Source organism: Afifella aestuarii, assembly GCF_004023665.1.
Classification (GTDB): domain Bacteria; phylum Pseudomonadota; class Alphaproteobacteria; order Rhizobiales; family Afifellaceae; genus Afifella; species Afifella aestuarii.
On sequence record NZ_SAUF01000001.1, the window covers coordinates 1,342,923 to 1,360,096 of the forward strand.

General features: G+C 63.8%; 20 protein-coding genes. 18 read left to right on the plus strand and 2 right to left on the minus strand.

Annotated features, from left to right (window positions below):
* Positions 1–44: 44 nt before the first annotated feature.
* From EO094_RS06260 to gatA, 12 genes are all read left to right on the plus strand, one after another.
* On the plus strand, positions 45–635 hold the full coding sequence (locus EO094_RS06260) for a DUF2062 domain-containing protein (RefSeq protein ID WP_128291377.1): 591 nt from the start codon (positions 45–47) through the stop codon (positions 633–635).
* A complete protein-coding gene (locus EO094_RS06265) occupies positions 632–1,393 on the plus strand; it encodes a pyridoxine 5'-phosphate synthase (RefSeq protein ID WP_128291378.1) in 762 nt (253 codons plus the stop codon). Before EO094_RS06260 ends, EO094_RS06265 begins: the two co-directional genes overlap by 4 nt.
* On the plus strand, positions 1,390–1,791 hold the full coding sequence (acpS, locus tag EO094_RS06270) for a holo-ACP synthase (RefSeq protein WP_128291379.1): 402 nt from the start codon (positions 1,390–1,392) through the stop codon (positions 1,789–1,791). Before EO094_RS06265 ends, acpS begins: the two co-directional genes overlap by 4 nt.
* A gap of 116 nt (positions 1,792–1,907) precedes the next feature.
* Positions 1,908–2,678, plus strand: a complete 771-nt coding sequence (lepB, locus tag EO094_RS06275) for a signal peptidase I (protein ID WP_128291380.1) — start codon at positions 1,908–1,910, stop codon at positions 2,676–2,678.
* Positions 2,675–3,376 carry a ribonuclease III gene (gene rnc / locus EO094_RS06280; protein WP_128291381.1) on the plus strand — a complete coding sequence of 234 codons (702 nt, stop codon included), beginning with the start codon at positions 2,675–2,677 and terminating at the stop codon, positions 3,374–3,376. Before lepB ends, rnc begins: the two co-directional genes overlap by 4 nt.
* Positions 3,367–4,317, plus strand: a complete 951-nt coding sequence (gene era, locus EO094_RS06285; protein WP_128291382.1) for a GTPase Era — start codon at positions 3,367–3,369, stop codon at positions 4,315–4,317. Before rnc ends, era begins: the two co-directional genes overlap by 10 nt.
* Before the next feature lie 296 nt (positions 4,318–4,613).
* Positions 4,614–5,156, plus strand: coding sequence for an inorganic diphosphatase (ppa, locus tag EO094_RS06290; protein ID WP_128291383.1), 543 nt, complete (start codon positions 4,614–4,616; stop codon positions 5,154–5,156).
* A 161-nt stretch (positions 5,157–5,317) separates the two neighbouring features.
* Complete coding sequence (gene recO / locus EO094_RS06295; RefSeq protein ID WP_128291384.1) at positions 5,318–6,058, plus strand: DNA repair protein RecO; 741 nt, start codon at positions 5,318–5,320, stop codon at positions 6,056–6,058.
* A gap of 103 nt (positions 6,059–6,161) precedes the next feature.
* Positions 6,162–6,866 (plus strand): metal-dependent hydrolase, encoded by a 705-nt coding sequence (locus EO094_RS06300; protein WP_128291385.1) that lies wholly within the window; start codon positions 6,162–6,164, stop codon positions 6,864–6,866.
* Positions 6,867–7,018: 152 nt separating this feature from the next.
* Positions 7,019–7,306 (plus strand): Asp-tRNA(Asn)/Glu-tRNA(Gln) amidotransferase subunit GatC, encoded by a 288-nt coding sequence (gatC, locus tag EO094_RS06305; protein WP_092810711.1) that lies wholly within the window; start codon positions 7,019–7,021, stop codon positions 7,304–7,306.
* A 3-nt stretch (positions 7,307–7,309) separates the two neighbouring features.
* Positions 7,310–7,789 (plus strand): GNAT family N-acetyltransferase, encoded by a 480-nt coding sequence (locus EO094_RS06310; RefSeq protein ID WP_205649834.1) that lies wholly within the window; start codon positions 7,310–7,312, stop codon positions 7,787–7,789.
* Between the two features lie 10 nt (positions 7,790–7,799).
* Positions 7,800–9,281, plus strand: coding sequence for an Asp-tRNA(Asn)/Glu-tRNA(Gln) amidotransferase subunit GatA (gene gatA / locus EO094_RS06315; protein ID WP_128291386.1), 1,482 nt, complete (start codon positions 7,800–7,802; stop codon positions 9,279–9,281).
* Positions 9,282–9,355: 74 nt separating this feature from the next.
* Here gatA and EO094_RS06320 read toward each other — a convergent pair whose 3' ends face one another.
* Both EO094_RS06320 and EO094_RS06325 read right to left on the minus strand, forming a co-directional pair.
* On the minus strand, positions 9,356–10,777 hold the full coding sequence (locus tag EO094_RS06320) for an MFS transporter (protein ID WP_128291387.1): 1,422 nt from the start codon (positions 10,775–10,777) through the stop codon (positions 9,356–9,358).
* 433 nt (positions 10,778–11,210) lie between these two features.
* Positions 11,211–11,552 carry a DUF6455 family protein gene (locus EO094_RS06325; protein WP_128291388.1) on the minus strand — a complete coding sequence of 114 codons (342 nt, stop codon included), beginning with the start codon at positions 11,550–11,552 and terminating at the stop codon, positions 11,211–11,213.
* Positions 11,553–11,766: 214 nt separating this feature from the next.
* Here EO094_RS06325 and EO094_RS06330 point away from each other — a divergent pair, with 214 nt between their 5' ends.
* The 6 genes from EO094_RS06330 (at position 11,767) to guaA (ending at position 17,170) form a co-directional block, all read left to right on the plus strand.
* Positions 11,767–12,075, plus strand: coding sequence for a hypothetical protein (locus EO094_RS06330; RefSeq protein WP_128291389.1), 309 nt, complete (start codon positions 11,767–11,769; stop codon positions 12,073–12,075).
* Positions 12,076–12,244: 169 nt separating this feature from the next.
* Positions 12,245–13,741 carry an Asp-tRNA(Asn)/Glu-tRNA(Gln) amidotransferase subunit GatB gene (gene gatB, locus EO094_RS06335; protein WP_128291390.1) on the plus strand — a complete coding sequence of 499 codons (1,497 nt, stop codon included), beginning with the start codon at positions 12,245–12,247 and terminating at the stop codon, positions 13,739–13,741.
* Between the two features lie 92 nt (positions 13,742–13,833).
* A complete protein-coding gene (locus EO094_RS06340) occupies positions 13,834–14,163 on the plus strand; it encodes a hypothetical protein (RefSeq protein ID WP_128291391.1) in 330 nt (109 codons plus the stop codon).
* A 154-nt stretch (positions 14,164–14,317) separates the two neighbouring features.
* Positions 14,318–14,674, plus strand: a complete 357-nt coding sequence (locus EO094_RS06345) for a hypothetical protein (protein WP_128291392.1) — start codon at positions 14,318–14,320, stop codon at positions 14,672–14,674.
* 392 nt (positions 14,675–15,066) lie between these two features.
* Positions 15,067–15,528: a GNAT family N-acetyltransferase gene (locus EO094_RS06350; protein ID WP_128291393.1), complete on the plus strand. Its 462-nt coding sequence runs from the start codon at positions 15,067–15,069 to the stop codon at positions 15,526–15,528.
* A gap of 58 nt (positions 15,529–15,586) precedes the next feature.
* A complete protein-coding gene (guaA, locus tag EO094_RS06355; protein ID WP_128291394.1) occupies positions 15,587–17,170 on the plus strand; it encodes a glutamine-hydrolyzing GMP synthase in 1,584 nt (527 codons plus the stop codon).
* Positions 17,171–17,174: the final 4 nt, after the last annotated feature.

Genomic DNA, 17,174 nt, shown 5'->3' on the forward strand with positions numbered 1-17,174 from the left:
TCAAGCCGCTGCGTCATGCGGGCGGAGAGATCAGAAGGCGAAAGATGCTGTTTCGCAGACGTATAGAGGAAGGCCGTTTTCAACGCTTGCGCGTCTGGCTTTGGCCGCGTTCGAGCTGGCGACGCTCGTTTCTCTATTTCATGAAGCGGATTTTGCGGCTCTCCGCGACGCCGCATGCGATCGCCGCGGGCTGCGCAGCCGGCGTCTTCACCTCGTTCACGCCGTTTCTCGGTCTTCATTTCGTGATTTCCTTCGCCATCGCCTGGCTCATCGGCGGCAACCTCATCGCCGCAGCACTCGGCACCTCGATCGGAAACCCGCTCACTTTCCCCTTCATCTGGGCCGCGACCTACAAGCTCGGGCATCTTCTGTGGCGCGGCGCGCACGAACTGCCGCCACCCCGTCTCGGTCACGATCTGGTGGAGAAATCTTTCGACCAGCTCCTGCCGATCCTGAAGCCGATGACGATCGGGGCGGTGCCGCTCGGGCTTGTCGCCGGGATCATCACCTACACGATTGTCTACAGGCTCGTGGCGGCCTATCAGGCGGCCCGGCGGGAACGTTTCGTGGCGCGGCGCAAACCGGCGGCGAGCGATGCCCCGCAGAACGGTGCAAGCTTCAACGGAATTCAATGACCTCTTCGCTTCGGCTCGGTATCAACATCGATCACGTGGCAACGGTGCGCAATGCGCGCGGCGGCGACCATCCAGACCCCTTAAGAGCGGCGAAAATCGCCGAGGAGGCTGGCGCCGACGGCATCACCGCGCATCTGCGCGAAGATCGCCGCCATATCCGCGACGGGGATATCGCCCGGCTCATGAGCGAGATCTCGCTGCCGCTCAATCTGGAGATGGCGGCGACCGACGAGATGCTCGAAATCGCGCTGAAGCACGGCCCGCATGCGGCGTGTCTCGTTCCCGAACGGCGCGAGGAACGCACCACGGAAGGCGGGCTCGACGCGGCCGGCAGCCTCACGCGGCTCGGACCGATCGTGAGCGCGCTCAACGAACGGGGTGTGCGCGTTTCGCTGTTCATCGAGCCGGCGAAAGCGCAGCTCGATGCGGCGCGAACGCTTCACGCGCCCGTCGTCGAATTGCACACCGGGCGCTTCTGCGATCTCTGGCGCGAGGGCGACGAGGCCGGCGCCGAGGAAGAGCGCCAGCGCATTGCGGAGATGGCGCGCTACGGCGTTTCGATCGGGCTCGAAGTGCATGCCGGCCACGGGCTCGGCTACGACAATGTGGCGCCGATCGCCGCGCTTGCCGAAGTCCGCGAGCTCAATATCGGCCATTACCTCATCGGCGAGGCGATCTTCATCGGGCTTGAGGAGAGCATCCGCGAGATGCGCCGGCTGATGGATGCGGCCCGCGCGCAAGCCGGAGAGGCGGCATGATCATCGGCCTCGGCTCCGATCTCATCGACATTCGCCGGGTGGAACAGACGCTCGACCGCTTCGGCACGCGCTTCGTCGAACGCGTCTTCACCGAGGTGGAACGCGCGAAATCGGAACGCCGGCGGATGCGGGCGGCGTCTTACGCCAAGCGCTTCGCCGCCAAGGAGGCCTGTTCGAAGGCGCTCGGGACGGGGCTTCGGCAGGGTGTCTTCTGGCGCGATATGGGGGTGGTCAATCTCCCATCCGGCAAGCCCACCATGCGGCTGACCGGCGGGGCGGCGGAAGTGCTTGCCCGCATGACGCCCGAGGGCTACGAAGCGCTCATCCATCTCACCATCACCGACGACGGCCCGCTGGCGCAGGCTTTCGTCGTGATCGAGGCGGTGCGCGCAGACTGACGGCGCTGCCGCATTCAGGCCTCAAAAACAGAATTAATGCGCAGCGGAGACGGCCCGGCGTTGCAGGCGGGGGACGCTGCCGTTAAACCCGCGAGCAATTTCCCAAGGACGGAGCCATGAACGTGGCCGAACGCAGCGCCGAATCCGAGAAAGCCAAATCGAGCGGAGGCCTGGGCGAAACGCTCAAGGTCGTCATCCAGGCGCTCTTGATCGCGCTCGTCTTCCGCACCTTTCTCTATCACCCTTTCAACATTCCTTCCGGATCGATGATGCCGACACTTCTCGTCGGCGATTATCTCTTCGTCTCGAAGTTCAGCTACGGCTATTCGCGCTACTCTTTCCCGATCGATCTGTCGTTCATCCATGGCCGCATCTGGGAAGGCGAGGGGCCAAAGCGCGGCGATGTCGCCGTCTTCCGGCTACCGCGCGATCCCAAGACCGATTACATCAAGCGCGTCATCGGACTGCCCGGCGACAAGATCCAGATGAAGAACGGCCTTCTCTACATCAACGGCACGCCGGTGGAGCGCGAACGCGTCGAGGATTACACCGGCGAGAACGCCTTCGGTCAGGAGATCAAGGTCGCGCAGTACCGCGAGACGCTGCCGAACGGCGTCAGCTATATGACGCTCGACCTCACGCCGAACGGCGAGAAGGACAATACCGGCGTCTACGAAGTGCCGGCCGGCCATTATTTCATGATGGGCGACAATCGCGACAATTCCTCCGACAGCCGCTTTCTGAATTTCGTCGGCTTCGTGCCGGAAGAGAATCTCGTCGGACGCGCCGAGGTCATCTTCTTCTCGGTCGAGGAGGACAGCCATGTCTGGGAATTCTGGCGGTGGCCGTGGTCGTTGCGCTACAACCGGTTGCTTGAAGCATTATGAGCGGCAAGGCTTCGCTCGGCGATCTTGAAGAGCGGATCGGCCATCATTTCACCCGCCCGGACCTGCTGAAGCGCGCGCTCACGCATGCGAGCGCCATCGGCGACGAGCGGCGCGGCGATCCGCTGAATACCTATGAGCGGCTGGAGTTCCTGGGCGACCGGGTGCTGGGCCTCGTGATCGCCGATTTGTTGATCGAGGAATATCCGCAGGCGCCGGAGGGCGAGTTGTCCCGCCGGCTCGCACGGCTCGTCAATCGCGACGCCTGTGCGGAAGTGGCGGAGGAGATGCATCTCGCCGAGCATTACCGCGTCGGCGAGAGCCTGGCGCGGGCAACGGAGCGCACGGCGCGGTCGATCCTCGCCGATACGTGTGAATCGGTGATCGGCGCGGTCTTCCGCGATGCCGGCCTGGATGCGGCCAAAGTCATCATTCACCGTTTCTGGATCAAGCGGCTGCGGACGATGCAGGGCCCGCTGCGGGACGCCAAGACCGAATTGCAGGAATGGGCGCATCGCAACGGGCACGGCACGCCGCGCTATCAGGAGAGTGGACGCAGAGGACCGGACCATGCGCCGGAATTCTCCGTCAAAGTGTTGATCGAAGGCGCCGAAGGGGCAGAGGGCCGAGGCCCGTCGAAGCGAGAGGCCGAACATGCGGCCGCTTCCGCCATTCTGCGTCGCGAGGGGGTATGGCTGTGACAACCGAGCTTGAGAGCCCGGCATCATCTGAAAGCGAAGAGCGAACGCGGGCGGGCTTCGTTGCCCTGATCGGCGCGCCGAATGCGGGCAAGTCGACGCTGTTGAACCAGCTCGTCGGCACCAAGGTGGCGATCGTCACGCACAAGGTGCAGACGACACGCTCCGTCATCCGCGGCATTGCCATGCACGAGGGTGCGCAGATCGTCTTCGTCGATACGCCCGGTATCTTCGCGCCGAAGAAGCGTCTGGAAAAGGCGATGGTGAGCACCGCCTGGGCGCAGGTGGCCGATGCCGATATCACCGCCGTCCTGATCGATGCACGTGTCGGTCTCGACGAAGCAGCACTCGGCATCATCGATCGCCTGGGCGAATCCGGGGCGCGAGAGGACAAGCGCGTTCTGATCTTGAACAAGATTGACCTTGTGCGCCGCGACGCGCTTCTCGCCATCACGGCGGAGGTGAATGCGCGGCTGCCGTTCTCGCGCACCTTCATGGTGTCGGCGGCGAACGGCGACGGCGTCAGCGACCTTCTGGAGTTTTTCTCCGGAGCGATGCCGGAGGGGCCGTATCTCTATCCGGAAGATCAGGTGTCGGACCTGCCGATACGCGCGATCGCGGCCGAGGTGACGCGCGAGAAGCTGATGCTGCGCCTGCATCAGGAGGTGCCGTATTCGGCGACGGTCGAGACGGAAAGCTGGGAAGAAAAGCGCGACGGATCGGTGAGGATCAGCCAGGTGATCTTCGTGGAGCGCGAAAGCCACCGCAAGATCCTGCTCGGCAAGGGCGGCGAGACGATCAAGCAGATTTCGATCGCCGCACGCCGCGAGCTGCACCACATGCTGGAGCGCAAGGTGCATCTCTTCCTGTTCGTGAAGGTGCGCGAAGGCTGGACGGACGATCCCGAACGCTACCGGGAAATGGGCCTGGAATTTCCGAAATAGGGGCGTTGCGGCGCTTGTCGTAAAAGGGAAATTCACTTTCCTCAGCCTATAAGCTCTTCCAGTCGATGATGCCGATCACAGCCGAAAGGTGCATTGAGCCCGATTTGCCGGCATGGCAGAGCGCATTTCTTTCAGCGGTAAGGCCATCTCGCGTTTGGCTTTGCCGGCGCAGCTTTCGCCAAGAGACGCTGCGCTCCGGAATCTTCCTGAATCGTCTCAAAGGGCTGGCAGGCGATTTCAAACTTACGAATCTACTTTAAGAAGGGCAGCACGAGCAGCCCGCTGCGAGGATCTTCATGGACCTACGTCATATCTCTGTCGGCAAGAACCCGCCCCGGGATCTTCATGCCATCGTCGAAATTCCGCTCGGCGGCATTCCGGTGAAATACGAGCTCGAGAAGAAGTCGGGCGCGATCTTCGTCGATCGCTTTCTGCACACCGCGATGTTCTATCCGGGCAATTACGGCTTCATCCCGCACACGCTGTCGCCGGACGGCGATCCTTGCGACATCATGGTGGTGAGCCAGGTGCCGGTGGTGCCGGGCGCGGTCATCCGCTGCCGTCCCGTCGGGGCGCTGATCATGGAAGACGAATCGGGTGGCGACGAGAAGATCATCGCCGTGCCGGTCGACGCGCTGCATCCGTTCTATACCGGCGTGCGCAGCTATCTCGATCTGCCGCAGATCATGTGCGAGCAGATCGCCCACTTCTTCCAGCATTATAAGGATCTGGAGAAGGGCAAGTGGGTCGATGTCGGCCGCTGGGTCGACACCGAAGGGGCCGAACAGCTCGTCCTGGAAGGCATCGAGCGCGCCAAGGCCAAGGCCGCCGAAAAGTAAGCATCACCAGTAAGCATCTCCGGGAAGCGGCGCGACGCCCGGTGCGTCGCGCCGCTTGCTCTATGCCCGTGTCGCGCTTGCCTGCGTTCCCGCCGGATCACCCCATCGCGGGCGAACGAGAAGTGTTTCCGTCGCCGGATGAAACGCTCTAAGCCTGCGCCATGGAATGGTCGGAGCACGGTATCGTCCTGTCCACGCGCCGGCATGGCGAGGCGGACATCATCCTGGAGGTGATGACGGAAACGCGCGGCCGCCATCTCGGCCTCGTCAAGGGCGGGCGCTCGCGCCGCCAGCGGCCGATCCTGCAGCCGGGCAATACCTTGTCGCTCACCTGGCGGGCGAGGCTCGACGCCCATCTCGGCAATTTTCGCGCCGAGCCGATCACCGAACGTGCCGCTGCCATCATGGCCGACCGGACCGCGTCCTACGGCATGCAGCTTCTCTCCGCGCATTTCAGGCTCCTGGCGGAGCGGGACCCGCATCCGGCCCTGCATGCGGCGCTCAGGACACTCCTCGACGGGGCGCTCAGCGCCGATGCCGCGCGCGCGGGCTTTGCCGCGGGGATGGTGCATTTCGAGATCATGCTTCTGGAGGAGCTCGGGGTCGGGCTCGATCTCACCGCCTGTGCCGCAACGGGCACGACGGAGCGGCTCGTCTATGTGTCGCCGAAATCCGGCCGTGCGGTGAGCGAGGGGGCAGGGGCACCTTACCGGGACCGATTGCTGCCGTTGCCGGCTTTTTTGCGCGCAGACGGCGGCGAGGCGCTGCCCGACGAGGAAGATCTCGCGGCGGGCTTTGCCATTACCGGGCTGTTTCTCGAGCGGCATGTGCTCGCGCCCAGGGGTCTCGGCCTGCCCGAGATGCGCCAGGCCTTTATCCGCACGGCGCTGGCGCGACCGTGAACGTTGCCGTGCCGGGCCTCATCATGCCGCGCGCTTTGTCCCGCGCCCTCGTCATGTCGTGAAAGCCCGCTAGAGTTATCGCCGAACAAGGGAGGCTTATCTCATGAAAGTAACCTGGCTCGGACATTCCGCATTCCGTCTCGAATTCGCCGACAAGGTGGTGATGATCGACCCGTTCCTGTCGGACTCGCCCGTCTTCGAGGGCGACCCGCTGGATGTGGCGAAAGGGGCGACGCATGTTCTGCTGACGCATGGCCACAGCGACCATACCGGCGACACGCTGCCTATCCTCAAGGAGACGGGGGCTATGCTCGTCTCTTCTTTCGAAGTGTGCATGTATCTCGCCGCGCAGGGCGTCGACGAGAACAAGATCAATCCCGGCAATCACGGCGGCACGGTGGATTGCGGCGGCTTCACCGTCTCCTTCGTCAACGCGCTGCATTCCTCCTCGATGATGGTCGACGGCAAGCCGGTCTATCTCGGCAATCCGATGGGCCTCGTCGTCAAGGCGCCGGGCGAGAAGGTGCTCTATCATATGGGCGACACCGACATTTTCGGCGACATGGCTCTCGTCCACGAACGCCACAAGCCGGAAATCGGCATCGTGCCGATCGGCGATCGCTTTACGATGGGCGGCGAGACGGCGGCGCTCGCCTGCCAGCGCTATTTCGATTTCGAGAAGATCTTCCCGTGCCATTATCGCACTTTCCCGCTCGTCGATCAGACGCCGGACAAGTTCCTGGCGGCGCTCGGTGACGATGCCGGCAAGGTGCTGGTGCCCGAGGTCGGAGAGACGATGGAGGTCTGAGGCCTGCCTGTTATGAACGACTGAGAGGGCGGGGCGGCGTTTTGTCCGCCCCCGCATCTCCTGCCGGCATCGGATGGTTGGCATGCCGGGGCGCGGGGCGTTGCCGCGCCGGTTTCTGCGGTCTATAGCGGGCCGGAGAAGAGGGGTTTTTTATGTCCGTCGATCTTTCCACCGTCAAACGCGTCGCGCATCTCGCCCGCATCAAGGTCACCGAGGAAGAGGCCGAGGGCCTGCGCGGCGAGCTCAACACCATTCTCGGCTTCGTCGAGCAATTGCAGGAAGTCGATGTCGAGGGCGTCGAGCCGATGACCTCCGTCGCCGCGATGACGCTCAAGATGCGAGCCGACGAGATCACCGATGGCGCCAAGGCCGCCGACATCGTCGCCAACGCGCCTTTGAGCGAGGACAATTTCTTCCTGGTTCCCAAAGTCGTGGAATGAGCCGTGACGGCGGTTCTGGAACAATCGGTTTCTATCGCTGCGGAACCTCCCGATCAGCCGGAGGTGCATGCGCTCATCGCCGACCTCAACGCCTATCTTCTGTCCTTCTATCTTCCCGAGGCCTGCCACCACATGACGGTGGCGGAATTGTCGGAGCCCAATATCGTCTTCTTCGTCGCCCGTGAGCGGGGAAAGGCGGTCGGCTGCGGCGCGCTGCGGGTCCTGTCTGAGGACGAGGGTGAGGTGAAGCGGATGTATGTGGCGCCGGGCCAGCAGGGGCGTGGCCTCGGCCGGCTGATCCTCACGGCGATCGAAGCGCGTGCCCGCGACATGGCGCTTGCCACGCTTCTTCTGGAAACCGGCGACCAGCAACCGGCCGCCCTCAACCTCTACCGTTCGGCCGGCTTCGCCGTCCGCGGTCCCTATCTCGATTATCCCGATGACGGCGTCTCCATCTTCATGGAAAAACGCCTTTCCAACTGAGCCGATTTCGATGACCGATCTTACTTCCCTTACCATCGCCGAGATCGGCGATGGCCTCGCCGCCAAGTCGTTCTCCGCCGTGGAGCTGACGGAGGCGTATCTGTCCGCCATCGATGCGGCGAACGATGCGCTCAACGCCTATGTGGCCGTGACGCCCGACAAGGCGCGCGAGATGGCGAAAGCTTCCGATGCGCGCCTCGCCAGGGGTGAGGGTGGAACGCTCGAAGGCGTGCCGCTCGGCATCAAGGATCTCTTCGCCACCGAAGGCGTGCATTCGCAGGCGGGCTCGCACATCCTCGACGGCTTCGAACCGCGCTACGAATCGACGGTGACCGCCAATCTGTGGGCCGACGGCGCGGTCATGCTGGGCAAGCTCAACATGGACGAGTTCGCCATGGGCTCCTCCAACGAGACCTCGCATTACGGCCCTGTCGTCAGCCCGTGGCGGGCGAAGGGCTCGAACACCGATCTCGTGCCGGGCGGTTCCTCGGGCGGCTCGGCGGCCGCGGTTGCCGCCAATCTCTGCGCCGGCGCGACGGCGACGGATACAGGCGGTTCGATCCGCCAGCCGGCGGCCTTCACCGGCACCGTCGGCATCAAGCCGACCTATGGGCGCTGCTCGCGCTGGGGCATCGTCGCCTTCGCCTCCTCGCTCGACCAGGCGGGCCCGATCGCCCGCACCGTCAAGGATGCGGCGATCATGCTGAAATCCATGGCCTCGGTCGACGCGAAGGATTCCACCTCCGTCGACATCGCCGTGCCGGATTATCCGGCCGCGCTCGGCGAAAGCGTCAAGGGGCTGAAGATCGGCGTGCCGAAGGAATACCGCGTCGAGGGGATGCCGGAGGAAATCGAAAAGCTCTGGCAGCAGGGCATCGACTGGTACCGTGACGCAGGCGCCGAGATCGTCGAAGTGTCGCTGCCGCACACCAAATACGCACTGCCGGCCTATTACATCGTGGCACCCGCCGAGGCTTCTTCGAACCTCGCGCGCTATGACGGCGTGCGCTACGGGCTTCGCGTCGACGGCGACGACATTATCGACATGTACGAGAAGACGCGCGCGGCGGGCTTCGGCCGCGAGGTGAAGCGGCGCATCATGATCGGCACCTATGTGCTCTCCGCCGGCTATTACGACGCCTATTATCTGCGCGCCCAGAAGGTGCGCACGCTGATCAAGCGCGATTTCGAGGACGTCTTTGCCGCGGGTGTCGACGCCATTCTGACGCCGGCGACACCGTCGGCCGCCTTCGGCATCGCCGATCAGGAGATGAATTCCGATCCGGTGAAGATGTATCTGAACGACGTCTTCACGGTGACGGTGAACATGGCCGGGCTTCCGGGCATCGCGGTGCCGGCCGGCCTCGACGCCAAGGGCCTGCCGCTCGGCCTGCAGCTCATCGGCCGTCCCTTCGACGAGGCGACCTTGTTCAAGGCCGGGCAGGTGATCGAAGACGCCGCCGGCTCATTCAAGCCGGAACGCTGGTGGTGACCGCGGGCCTCATCGATCCGGACTGGCTCGTCGAGATCGGGTTCGAGGCGGTGATCTCCGAATAAACGACGCGCTCAGAGCTTGCTGAGGCCGCCGCCGCTGCCGGCGGCGGGGCTCGCAATATGGCCGCTCATCTCCGAGCCCGCATCATCCGGCAGGCGCAGGAAGAAGAGCATGGAGAGGGCGGAGACGATCGCCACGCCGTAAAAGGCGAAGTGGAAATCGCCGATCTCGATCCCTCCGCCGTGGCTGAGCATCGAGACTTCCAGAAGCGTGCCGCCGACGGCGACGCCTGTCGCGAGCGAAATCTGCTGTGCCGTCGCCCAAAGGCTCGTCGCATGGCTCATGCGCTCGTGGTCGATATCGGCAAAGGCGAGCGCGTTGAGCGAGGTGAATTGCAGCGAGCGGGCGAAGCCGCCGGCAAGCAGCAGCCCCATCATGACGAGCGCCGGGGTTTCCTCGGTGAAGAAACCGATGACGCCGAGGAAGGCTGCGCCGATCAGCGTGTTGGCCACGAGGACGGCGCGAAAGCCGAGGCGGCGCAGAATGGGCTGCGCCAGAAACTTCATAAACAGCGCACCGGCCGCGCCGGTGAAGGTGATGAGGCCGCTTTGAAACGGGCTGAGGCCAAAACCCATCTGCAGCATCAAGGGCAGGAGGAAGGGCATGGCGCCGACGCCGATGCGGAAGAGGGTGGCGCCGCCGAGGCTCAAGCCGAAAGACGGCACGCGGATGAGGGAGAGGTCGACCACCGGATAGGCGACGCGCCGCGCGTGGCGGAGATAGGCAAGCGCGGACACGCCGCCGATGACGATCATCGTCTGCCAGGCGATTGCCGGCAGCACGCCGAGGCTTGCGACCGAAAAGCCGAAGACGAGGCCTGAACTCGCAAGGCCCATCAGCACGACGCCGAGCGAATCGAGCGGGCGCGTCTCCCCCGATTTCAATTCCGGCACGAAGCGGAGCGCGAAGAAGATGCCCAGAATGCCGATCGGAATGTTGATCAGAAAGATCCAGTGCCAGGAGAAATAGGTGGTGATGAAGCCGCCGAGCGGCGGACCCGAGATCGGCCCCAGCAGAGCGGGGATCGAAAACCACGCCATGGCATTGACGAAATCGCGCTTTTCCACCGTGCGCATGATCACGAGGCGGCCGACGGGTGTCATCATGGCGCCGCCCAGCCCCTGCAGGAAGCGCGCGCCGACGAAGTTCATGAGCGAATTGGACGCGGCGCAGGCGAGCGAGCCGATCATGAAGACGATGATCGCCGAGGTGAAAACCCGCCGCGCGCCGAAACGGTCGGCCGCCCAGCCGGAGACCGGGATGAAGATCGCAAGCGACAGAAGATAGACGGTCAAGGCGAGCTTGAGCGCGATCGGCGTGGTGCCGATGTCGGCCGCGATCTGCGGGAGCGACGTGGAAATCATGGTCGCGTCCATGTTTTCCATGAAGAGCGCGACCGCGACGATAAGCGGGATAAGACGGTGGGCGGGCATTGAAAAAGAAAGGCTGGGAAGATGTCTTATTCCCGCGTTTTGTCGCAGGGCGCAATCTTTTCAATGCAGGGATAGACGCGGAAGGCCTGACCTGCGGGCCTGACGGCGAGGGTTATGCGATCAGCGGGCGGGCGCAGCGCGTGCGGCGAGAATCGGTCTGTCGCGGCGGAAATCTCGCGGAGGTTGTGCGCGAGGCTCGTCAGTGAGGTGCGGTGATGGCGGTTTTCTCGGGCGACCGGTGGGTCGTCTCCTGTCTCACGCCTCCAGCGGATTGGGCTCAGGGGAAATGCGCCCCAAGCAAAATGGGGCAGGCGGAGACGGAGCGGATCCTTGGCACGAGACCGAAGTCCCGAGCTCCCCCCAAGCCGCTCACGTCACCGCCTACCCCGGCCCCCATCCGGTGGGCGTATTCGCTTTGGCTGCCCTCCGAGGTTCAGGCAGAGGCGCCGAAGCGGACGCCGCGCCGATCAATCGAGTGCCAGGCACTCACATCGGCGCTTTCGGACCGGGCCTGTCTCGGGTCGCCGTCCAACTGGGCGGCGAGTGCCTCGATAAGTTGCAGGTTCGGGCAAAAAACCGGCGCGTCCGCATTCTCACCGTCTGCAAGGTATGCTTCGCAAGGGCATACAGAGTCGCAGGTGATACAGCGGCCGAGGGCGTTGCGCGTCTCGTTGTCGCCGAGCTTGTTCGTGACATCGCTCGGGCCCAAGCCGTAGATCGCCATCATTCGGCGCATCCGGTTCAGGTGTTCGAGGTAGCGCTTCTTGAGTGCCATACTCGCCTCCGCCGTGCTGCGGGCTGCCCGCTTGCGGCGAAATTATGGCCGAGTGCGAAGGCCAACATTGATCAGGATCAATTGGCGGGTCCTGCGCGTGTTAACTGAAAATTTACGATGGCAGCAACTCGGCCGGGAACACTTCGTCTTGTTAACCATTTCGAGCCCGATTTGCCTCAATTTGGGCAAGGTTGATCGAGCGCTGGGGAGTTGCATGAGACGAGAATACTGGCGTACGGCGCGGCAGATGCTCGCTGTGGCTGCATTGTCGGCGGCGGCCATCGGAATGTTGGCGGCGAGCGTTTCTGCCGCAAGAGCGGCCGATCTCGATGTCGGCTATTATCCCCCGGTCAATCCGCAGCCGCAGGTCGTGGTGTGCCCGATCGGCGGGGAGACCGTGAAGCTCTTCGACAAAGAACGGCGGCCGACCGTTCCGGCGCGCACGCCGTATTTCTATTGCGCCACCGGCGAGACGCTCCTGCCGGGCGAGATCCCGCCGCCACCGGAATATTGCTGCTACTGAGGTTTGGCCTCTGGGGTCCGGCCTCTGCCGTGCCACCTTGGGGACTGAGCCTTACCGGGATGCCGGGTGCGGCTTTGCGGTCCGATGCGCGGCCGGCGGCGGGCGACTGGCCTCTTTCCTTTCGGCGAAACGGTGGTCTATAGCGGGCGCAACGCTGGAGCCTTTGCGAATGATCGCCGAAAACCGCAATACAAATCCGAAAAACCTCATTGCCGGTGCGACCGGTGACTGGGAAATCGTCATCGGCATGGAAGTCCATGCCCAGGTCGCCTCGAACTCGAAGCTCTTTTCCGGCGCCGCCACGGCGTTCGGGGGCGAGCCGAACGATCATGTGAGCCTCGTCGACGCGGCGATGCCCGGCATGCTGCCGGTGATCAACGAGGAATGCGTGGCGCAGGCGGTGCGCACGGGGCTCGGCCTCAAGGCTGAGATCAACTACCGCTCGGTTTTCGCCCGCAAGAACTACTTCTATCCCGATTTGCCGCAGGGCTATCAGATCTCGCAGTACGACCAGCCGATCGTCGGCGAGGGCGAGATGATCGTCGAGGTCGGCCCGGACAAGAAGGGCGAGTTCGAAGAGATCACGATCGGCATCGAGCGGCTGCATCTGGAACAGGATGCCGGCAAGTCGCTGCACGACCAGCACGAGACGATGAGCTTCGTCGATCTCAACCGTTCGGGCGTCGCCCTGATGGAGATCGTCTCCAAGCCCGATCTCCGGTCGTCCGACGAGGCCAAGGCCTATCTCGCCAAATTGCGTTCGATCCTGCGCTATCTGAGGACGTCCGACGCGGACATGGACAAGGGCAATCTCCGCGCCGACATCAACGTTTCGGTGCGGCGGCCGGGCGAGCCTTTCGGCACGCGCTGCGAGATCAAGAACGTCAACTCGATCCGCTTCGCCGGGCAGGCGATCGAATACGAGGCGCGCCGCCAGATCGGCGTCATCGAGGATGGCGGCACGATCGATCAGGAGACGCGACTCTTCGACCCGAACAAGGGCGAGACGCGGTCCATGCGCTCCAAGGAAGAGGCGCATGATTATCGCTATTTCCCCGATCCCGACCTTCTGCCGCTCGAGATCGACGCCGCCTATGTCGAGGCGCTGGCCGCCGATCTGCCGGAATTGCCCGACGACAAGCGCGTGCGGTTGATCCAGGCTTTCGGCCTGTCGGCCTATGATGCGTCGATCCTCGTCTCCGAGCGCGCCATCGCCGATTACTTCGAGCATGTCGCCGAGGGCCGTGACGGCAAGCAGGCGGCGAACTGGGTGATCAACGATCTTCTGGGGGCGCTCAACAAGGACGGCCGGACGATCGAGGAATCGCCCGTCTCTCCGGCGCAGCTCGGCGAAATTCTCGACATGCTCAAGGAGGAGGTGATCTCCGGCAAGATCGCCAAGGACCTCTTCGAGATCGTCTACAGCGAGGGCGGGGATCCGCGCGAGATCGTCGAGGCGCGGGGCATGAAGCAGGTGACCGACACCGGCGCCATCGAGAAGGTGGTGGACGAGGTGATCGCGGCCAACCCGGACAAGGTCGAGCAGGCGAAGGCCAAGCCGACGATGATCGGCTGGTTCGTCGGCCAGGTGATGAAGGCGAGCCAGGGCAAGGCCAATCCGCAGGCCGTCAACGCCCTCTTGAAGGAAAAGCTCGGCATCGAATAGGCTGAGACGGCAACGAGAGCGGATCGGCGGGGGCGCCCGCCGATTGCCTTTCCCGGGGGGCGCAGTTCGGAATGGATTCGCAGGCTCTCGCGATGACCGCGCGGTTTTGTTCTGTCATCGCGTTCTTTCTCGGCGTGCTCATCTGGGCGGAGGGCGCTTCCGATTTCGTCCTCAATCTTCACATGATCGCCGGGGGCATTTTTCTCGCCGCCTTGTGGATCCTGAGCCGCCGTCTGCTGACGGTGAGGCCCTGGGTTTCGGCAGCGGGCTTCATTCTCATCCCCCTGGTCGTGCTTGCCGGCATTGCGCCGATCCTTAATTTGATCGACGGGCGGGTGACGGGCGTCCTGCATCTCCTGCTCGCCGTCGCGGCTATCGGTGTCGCGGAGATGACCGCCAAACGGTTGAAGCTTGCGGCTTGAGCGCGAGATTCCGGGCCGTCCGCAGGTCCGCTGCAACCCTCTTTCCCGTCCCATGCCTCACGCGGATCAGATCTTCCTGCGCGGTTGGCGAGCGATGAGCGCCGGCTCACATGCCGGTTCGACAGACATCCCATTCTGAATTGGAGAGCGAACGATGACGAAAATGCTGATCATGGCCGCACGGGTGTTGGCCCTCGTTGCGCTCGCCCTCGGGGCGGCGTGGTGGTTCGGCTATTACGAATTGCCCATCCACCTTCACATGACCTTCGGTGGCCTTTTCGTGCTGATCTTGTGGGCGCTCGCCTTCAAGGTGATGCCGGTTTCGAAGGGGGTGGCTGCAGGAGCTTTCGTGCTCGGCCTTCTTCTGCCCATCGTCGGGCTGGCGCAGCTCCACATGCCGATCGCGAGCGCGCCCTGGCTCCTGAAGCTCGTGCATGTGGTGGTCGCACTCGCCGCCATCGGTATCGCCGAAGCGGCAGCAAAGCGCGCCAAGCCCGTGGCAAATGCGTGACGGCGGGGAGTAGGAAAAAGTCGATGTGCGGGCAGCTCGCGGTCTCTGTGCGAGTGCCCCGCTTATTCTAAGGTCTTAAGAACAAAAAGGCGACTGCACTTGCGTGCAGCCGCCTCCACAATACCTGGACTGGAAGAGATTACTTCTTGCCGCCCTTACCGCCCTTCGGATCCTTCGGGCCCGGCTTCGGAGTATTTGCCATCGTCTCTATCCTGAAAGCATCGGCGGTGTTGGCTGGGCCGGAATTGGCCTTTAGAGCTCACCGTCGATAGTTGAAATCTTGTTTTTGACTTGTGTCCGCGTTGAGGCGGAAATGCGGCGCAAATCCGGCATCGTGAAGGTAATGCCGCGGCTTTGCGCCGGCGAAGGAATGGTCGAGAGGACGGAATGAGATGGTTGAATTGGTGATCCGCCGAGCCAAACGGGGTGACCTTGCGGCGTTGATCGCCATCTTTGCGGCCGATGATATCGGCGGCCATGGCGACACGCTGCATCCTGCGGCCTTGCCCTCATACCAGAAGGCGTTCGAGGAGCTGGCGGGCAGCCCGGACGAGTGTCTTTACGTCGCCGAACAGGACGGCGAGGTGATCGGCACCTTCCAGCTCGGATTTCGCTATTCGCTGCCCGATCGCGGCGCTCTGAAAGCCACGCTCGAAGCCGTCCAGGTGCGCCCCGCCGAGCGGGGGCAGGGGATCGGCGGCAAGCTCGTCCGCTTTGCCATCGCCGAGGCGCGGCGCAAGGGCGCGCATTCGCTCTCCCTCACGTCGAACAATGCCCGCCGCGATGCGCACCGCTTCTACGAGCGCCTCGGGTTTCAGAACACGCATCGCGGCTACAAGCTTTTTCTGGACTGAGGCCTTCTCCGGCGATTGGGTTATTGAGCTCACGCGCACATGCGCCTAAAGGCGTGCCATGAAAGAGCATCCCTCCGAACAGCACGATACGCTGCTCATCATCGATTTCGGTTCGCAGGTCACCCAGCTCATTGCGCGGCGGGTGCGCGAAGCCGGCGTCTATTCCGAAGTCGTGCCCTTCCAGAAGGCCGAAGAGGCGCTCGAGCGGCTCAACCCCCGCGGCATCATCCTTTCGGGCAGTCCGGCCAGCACGACGGAAATCGACACGCCGCGCGCGCCGCAGGCGATCTTCGAGGCCGGCCTGCCGGTGCTCGGCATCTGTTACGGCGAACAGACGATCTGCCGGCAGCTCGGCGGCGAGGTGGAGCTTTCCGACCATCGCGAATTCGGCCGCGCCTTCGTCGAGGTGAAAGAGGCCTCGCCGCTGTTTGAAGGCGTGTGGGACAAAGGCTCGCGCTACCAGGTGTGGATGAGCCACGGCGACAAGGTGACGGCCATCCCTGAAGGCTTTCGCGTCATCGCCGCCTCGAGCGGGGCGCCGTTTGCCGCGATCGCCGATGAGAGCCGCAAGATCTACGGCGTGCAGTTCCATCCCGAAGTGGTGCACACGCCGGACGGGGCGCGGCTCATCGCGAATTTCGCGCACAAGGTCGTCGGGCTCAAAGGCGACTGGTCGATGGCGGCCTTCCGCGAGGAGGCGATCTCGCGCATCCGCGAGGATGTGGGCTCCGGCCGTGTCATCTGCGGGCTTTCCGGCGGCGTCGATTCCTCCGTTGCCGCGGTTCTCCTGCATGAGGCGATCGGCGATCAGCTCACCTGCATCTTCGTCGATCACGGGCTGATGCGGCTCGGCGAGGGCGAGGAGGTCGTCTCGCTCTTCCGCGACCATTACAATATCCCGCTCGTGCATGTGCGCGCCGAGGACATCTTCCTCTCGGCGCTCGAAGGCGAGGCGGACCCGGAGACGAAGCGAAAGACCATCGGCCGCCTCTTCATCGAGACCTTTGAAGCCGAGGCGGAGAAGCTTGCCGCCGACGGGCGCAAGGCGCCGGAATTTCTGGCACAGGGCACGCTCTATCCGGACGTGATCGAATCCGTGTCCTTCACCGGCGGGCCTTCGGTAACGATCAAATCGCACCACAATGTCGGTGGGCTGCCGGAGCGGATGAATCTGAAGCTCGTCGAGCCGCTGCGCATGCTCTTCAAGGATGAGGTGAGGGCGCTCGGGCGCGAGCTCGGACTGCCTGAAAGCTTCGTCGGACGTCATCCTTTCCCGGGGCCGGGGCTCGCCATCCGCTGCCCGGGCGGTGTGACGCGCGAAAAGCTCGACATTTTGCGTAAGGCCGATGCGATCTATCTCGACGAGATCCGCAAGGCCGGGCTCTATGACGCGATCTGGCAGGCCTTTGCCGTGCTTCTGCCGGTGCAGACCGTCGGTGTGATGGGCGATGCCCGCACCTATGATTTCGTCTGTGCGCTCCGCGCCGTCACCTCGGTCGACGGTATGACGGCCGACTTCTTCCACTTCGACATGGACTTCCTGGGCGCGGCCGCGACCCGCATCATCAACGAGGTGAAGGGCATCAACCGCGTCGTCTACGACGTGACCTCGAAGCCGCCGGGGACCATCGAGTGGGAGTGACGAG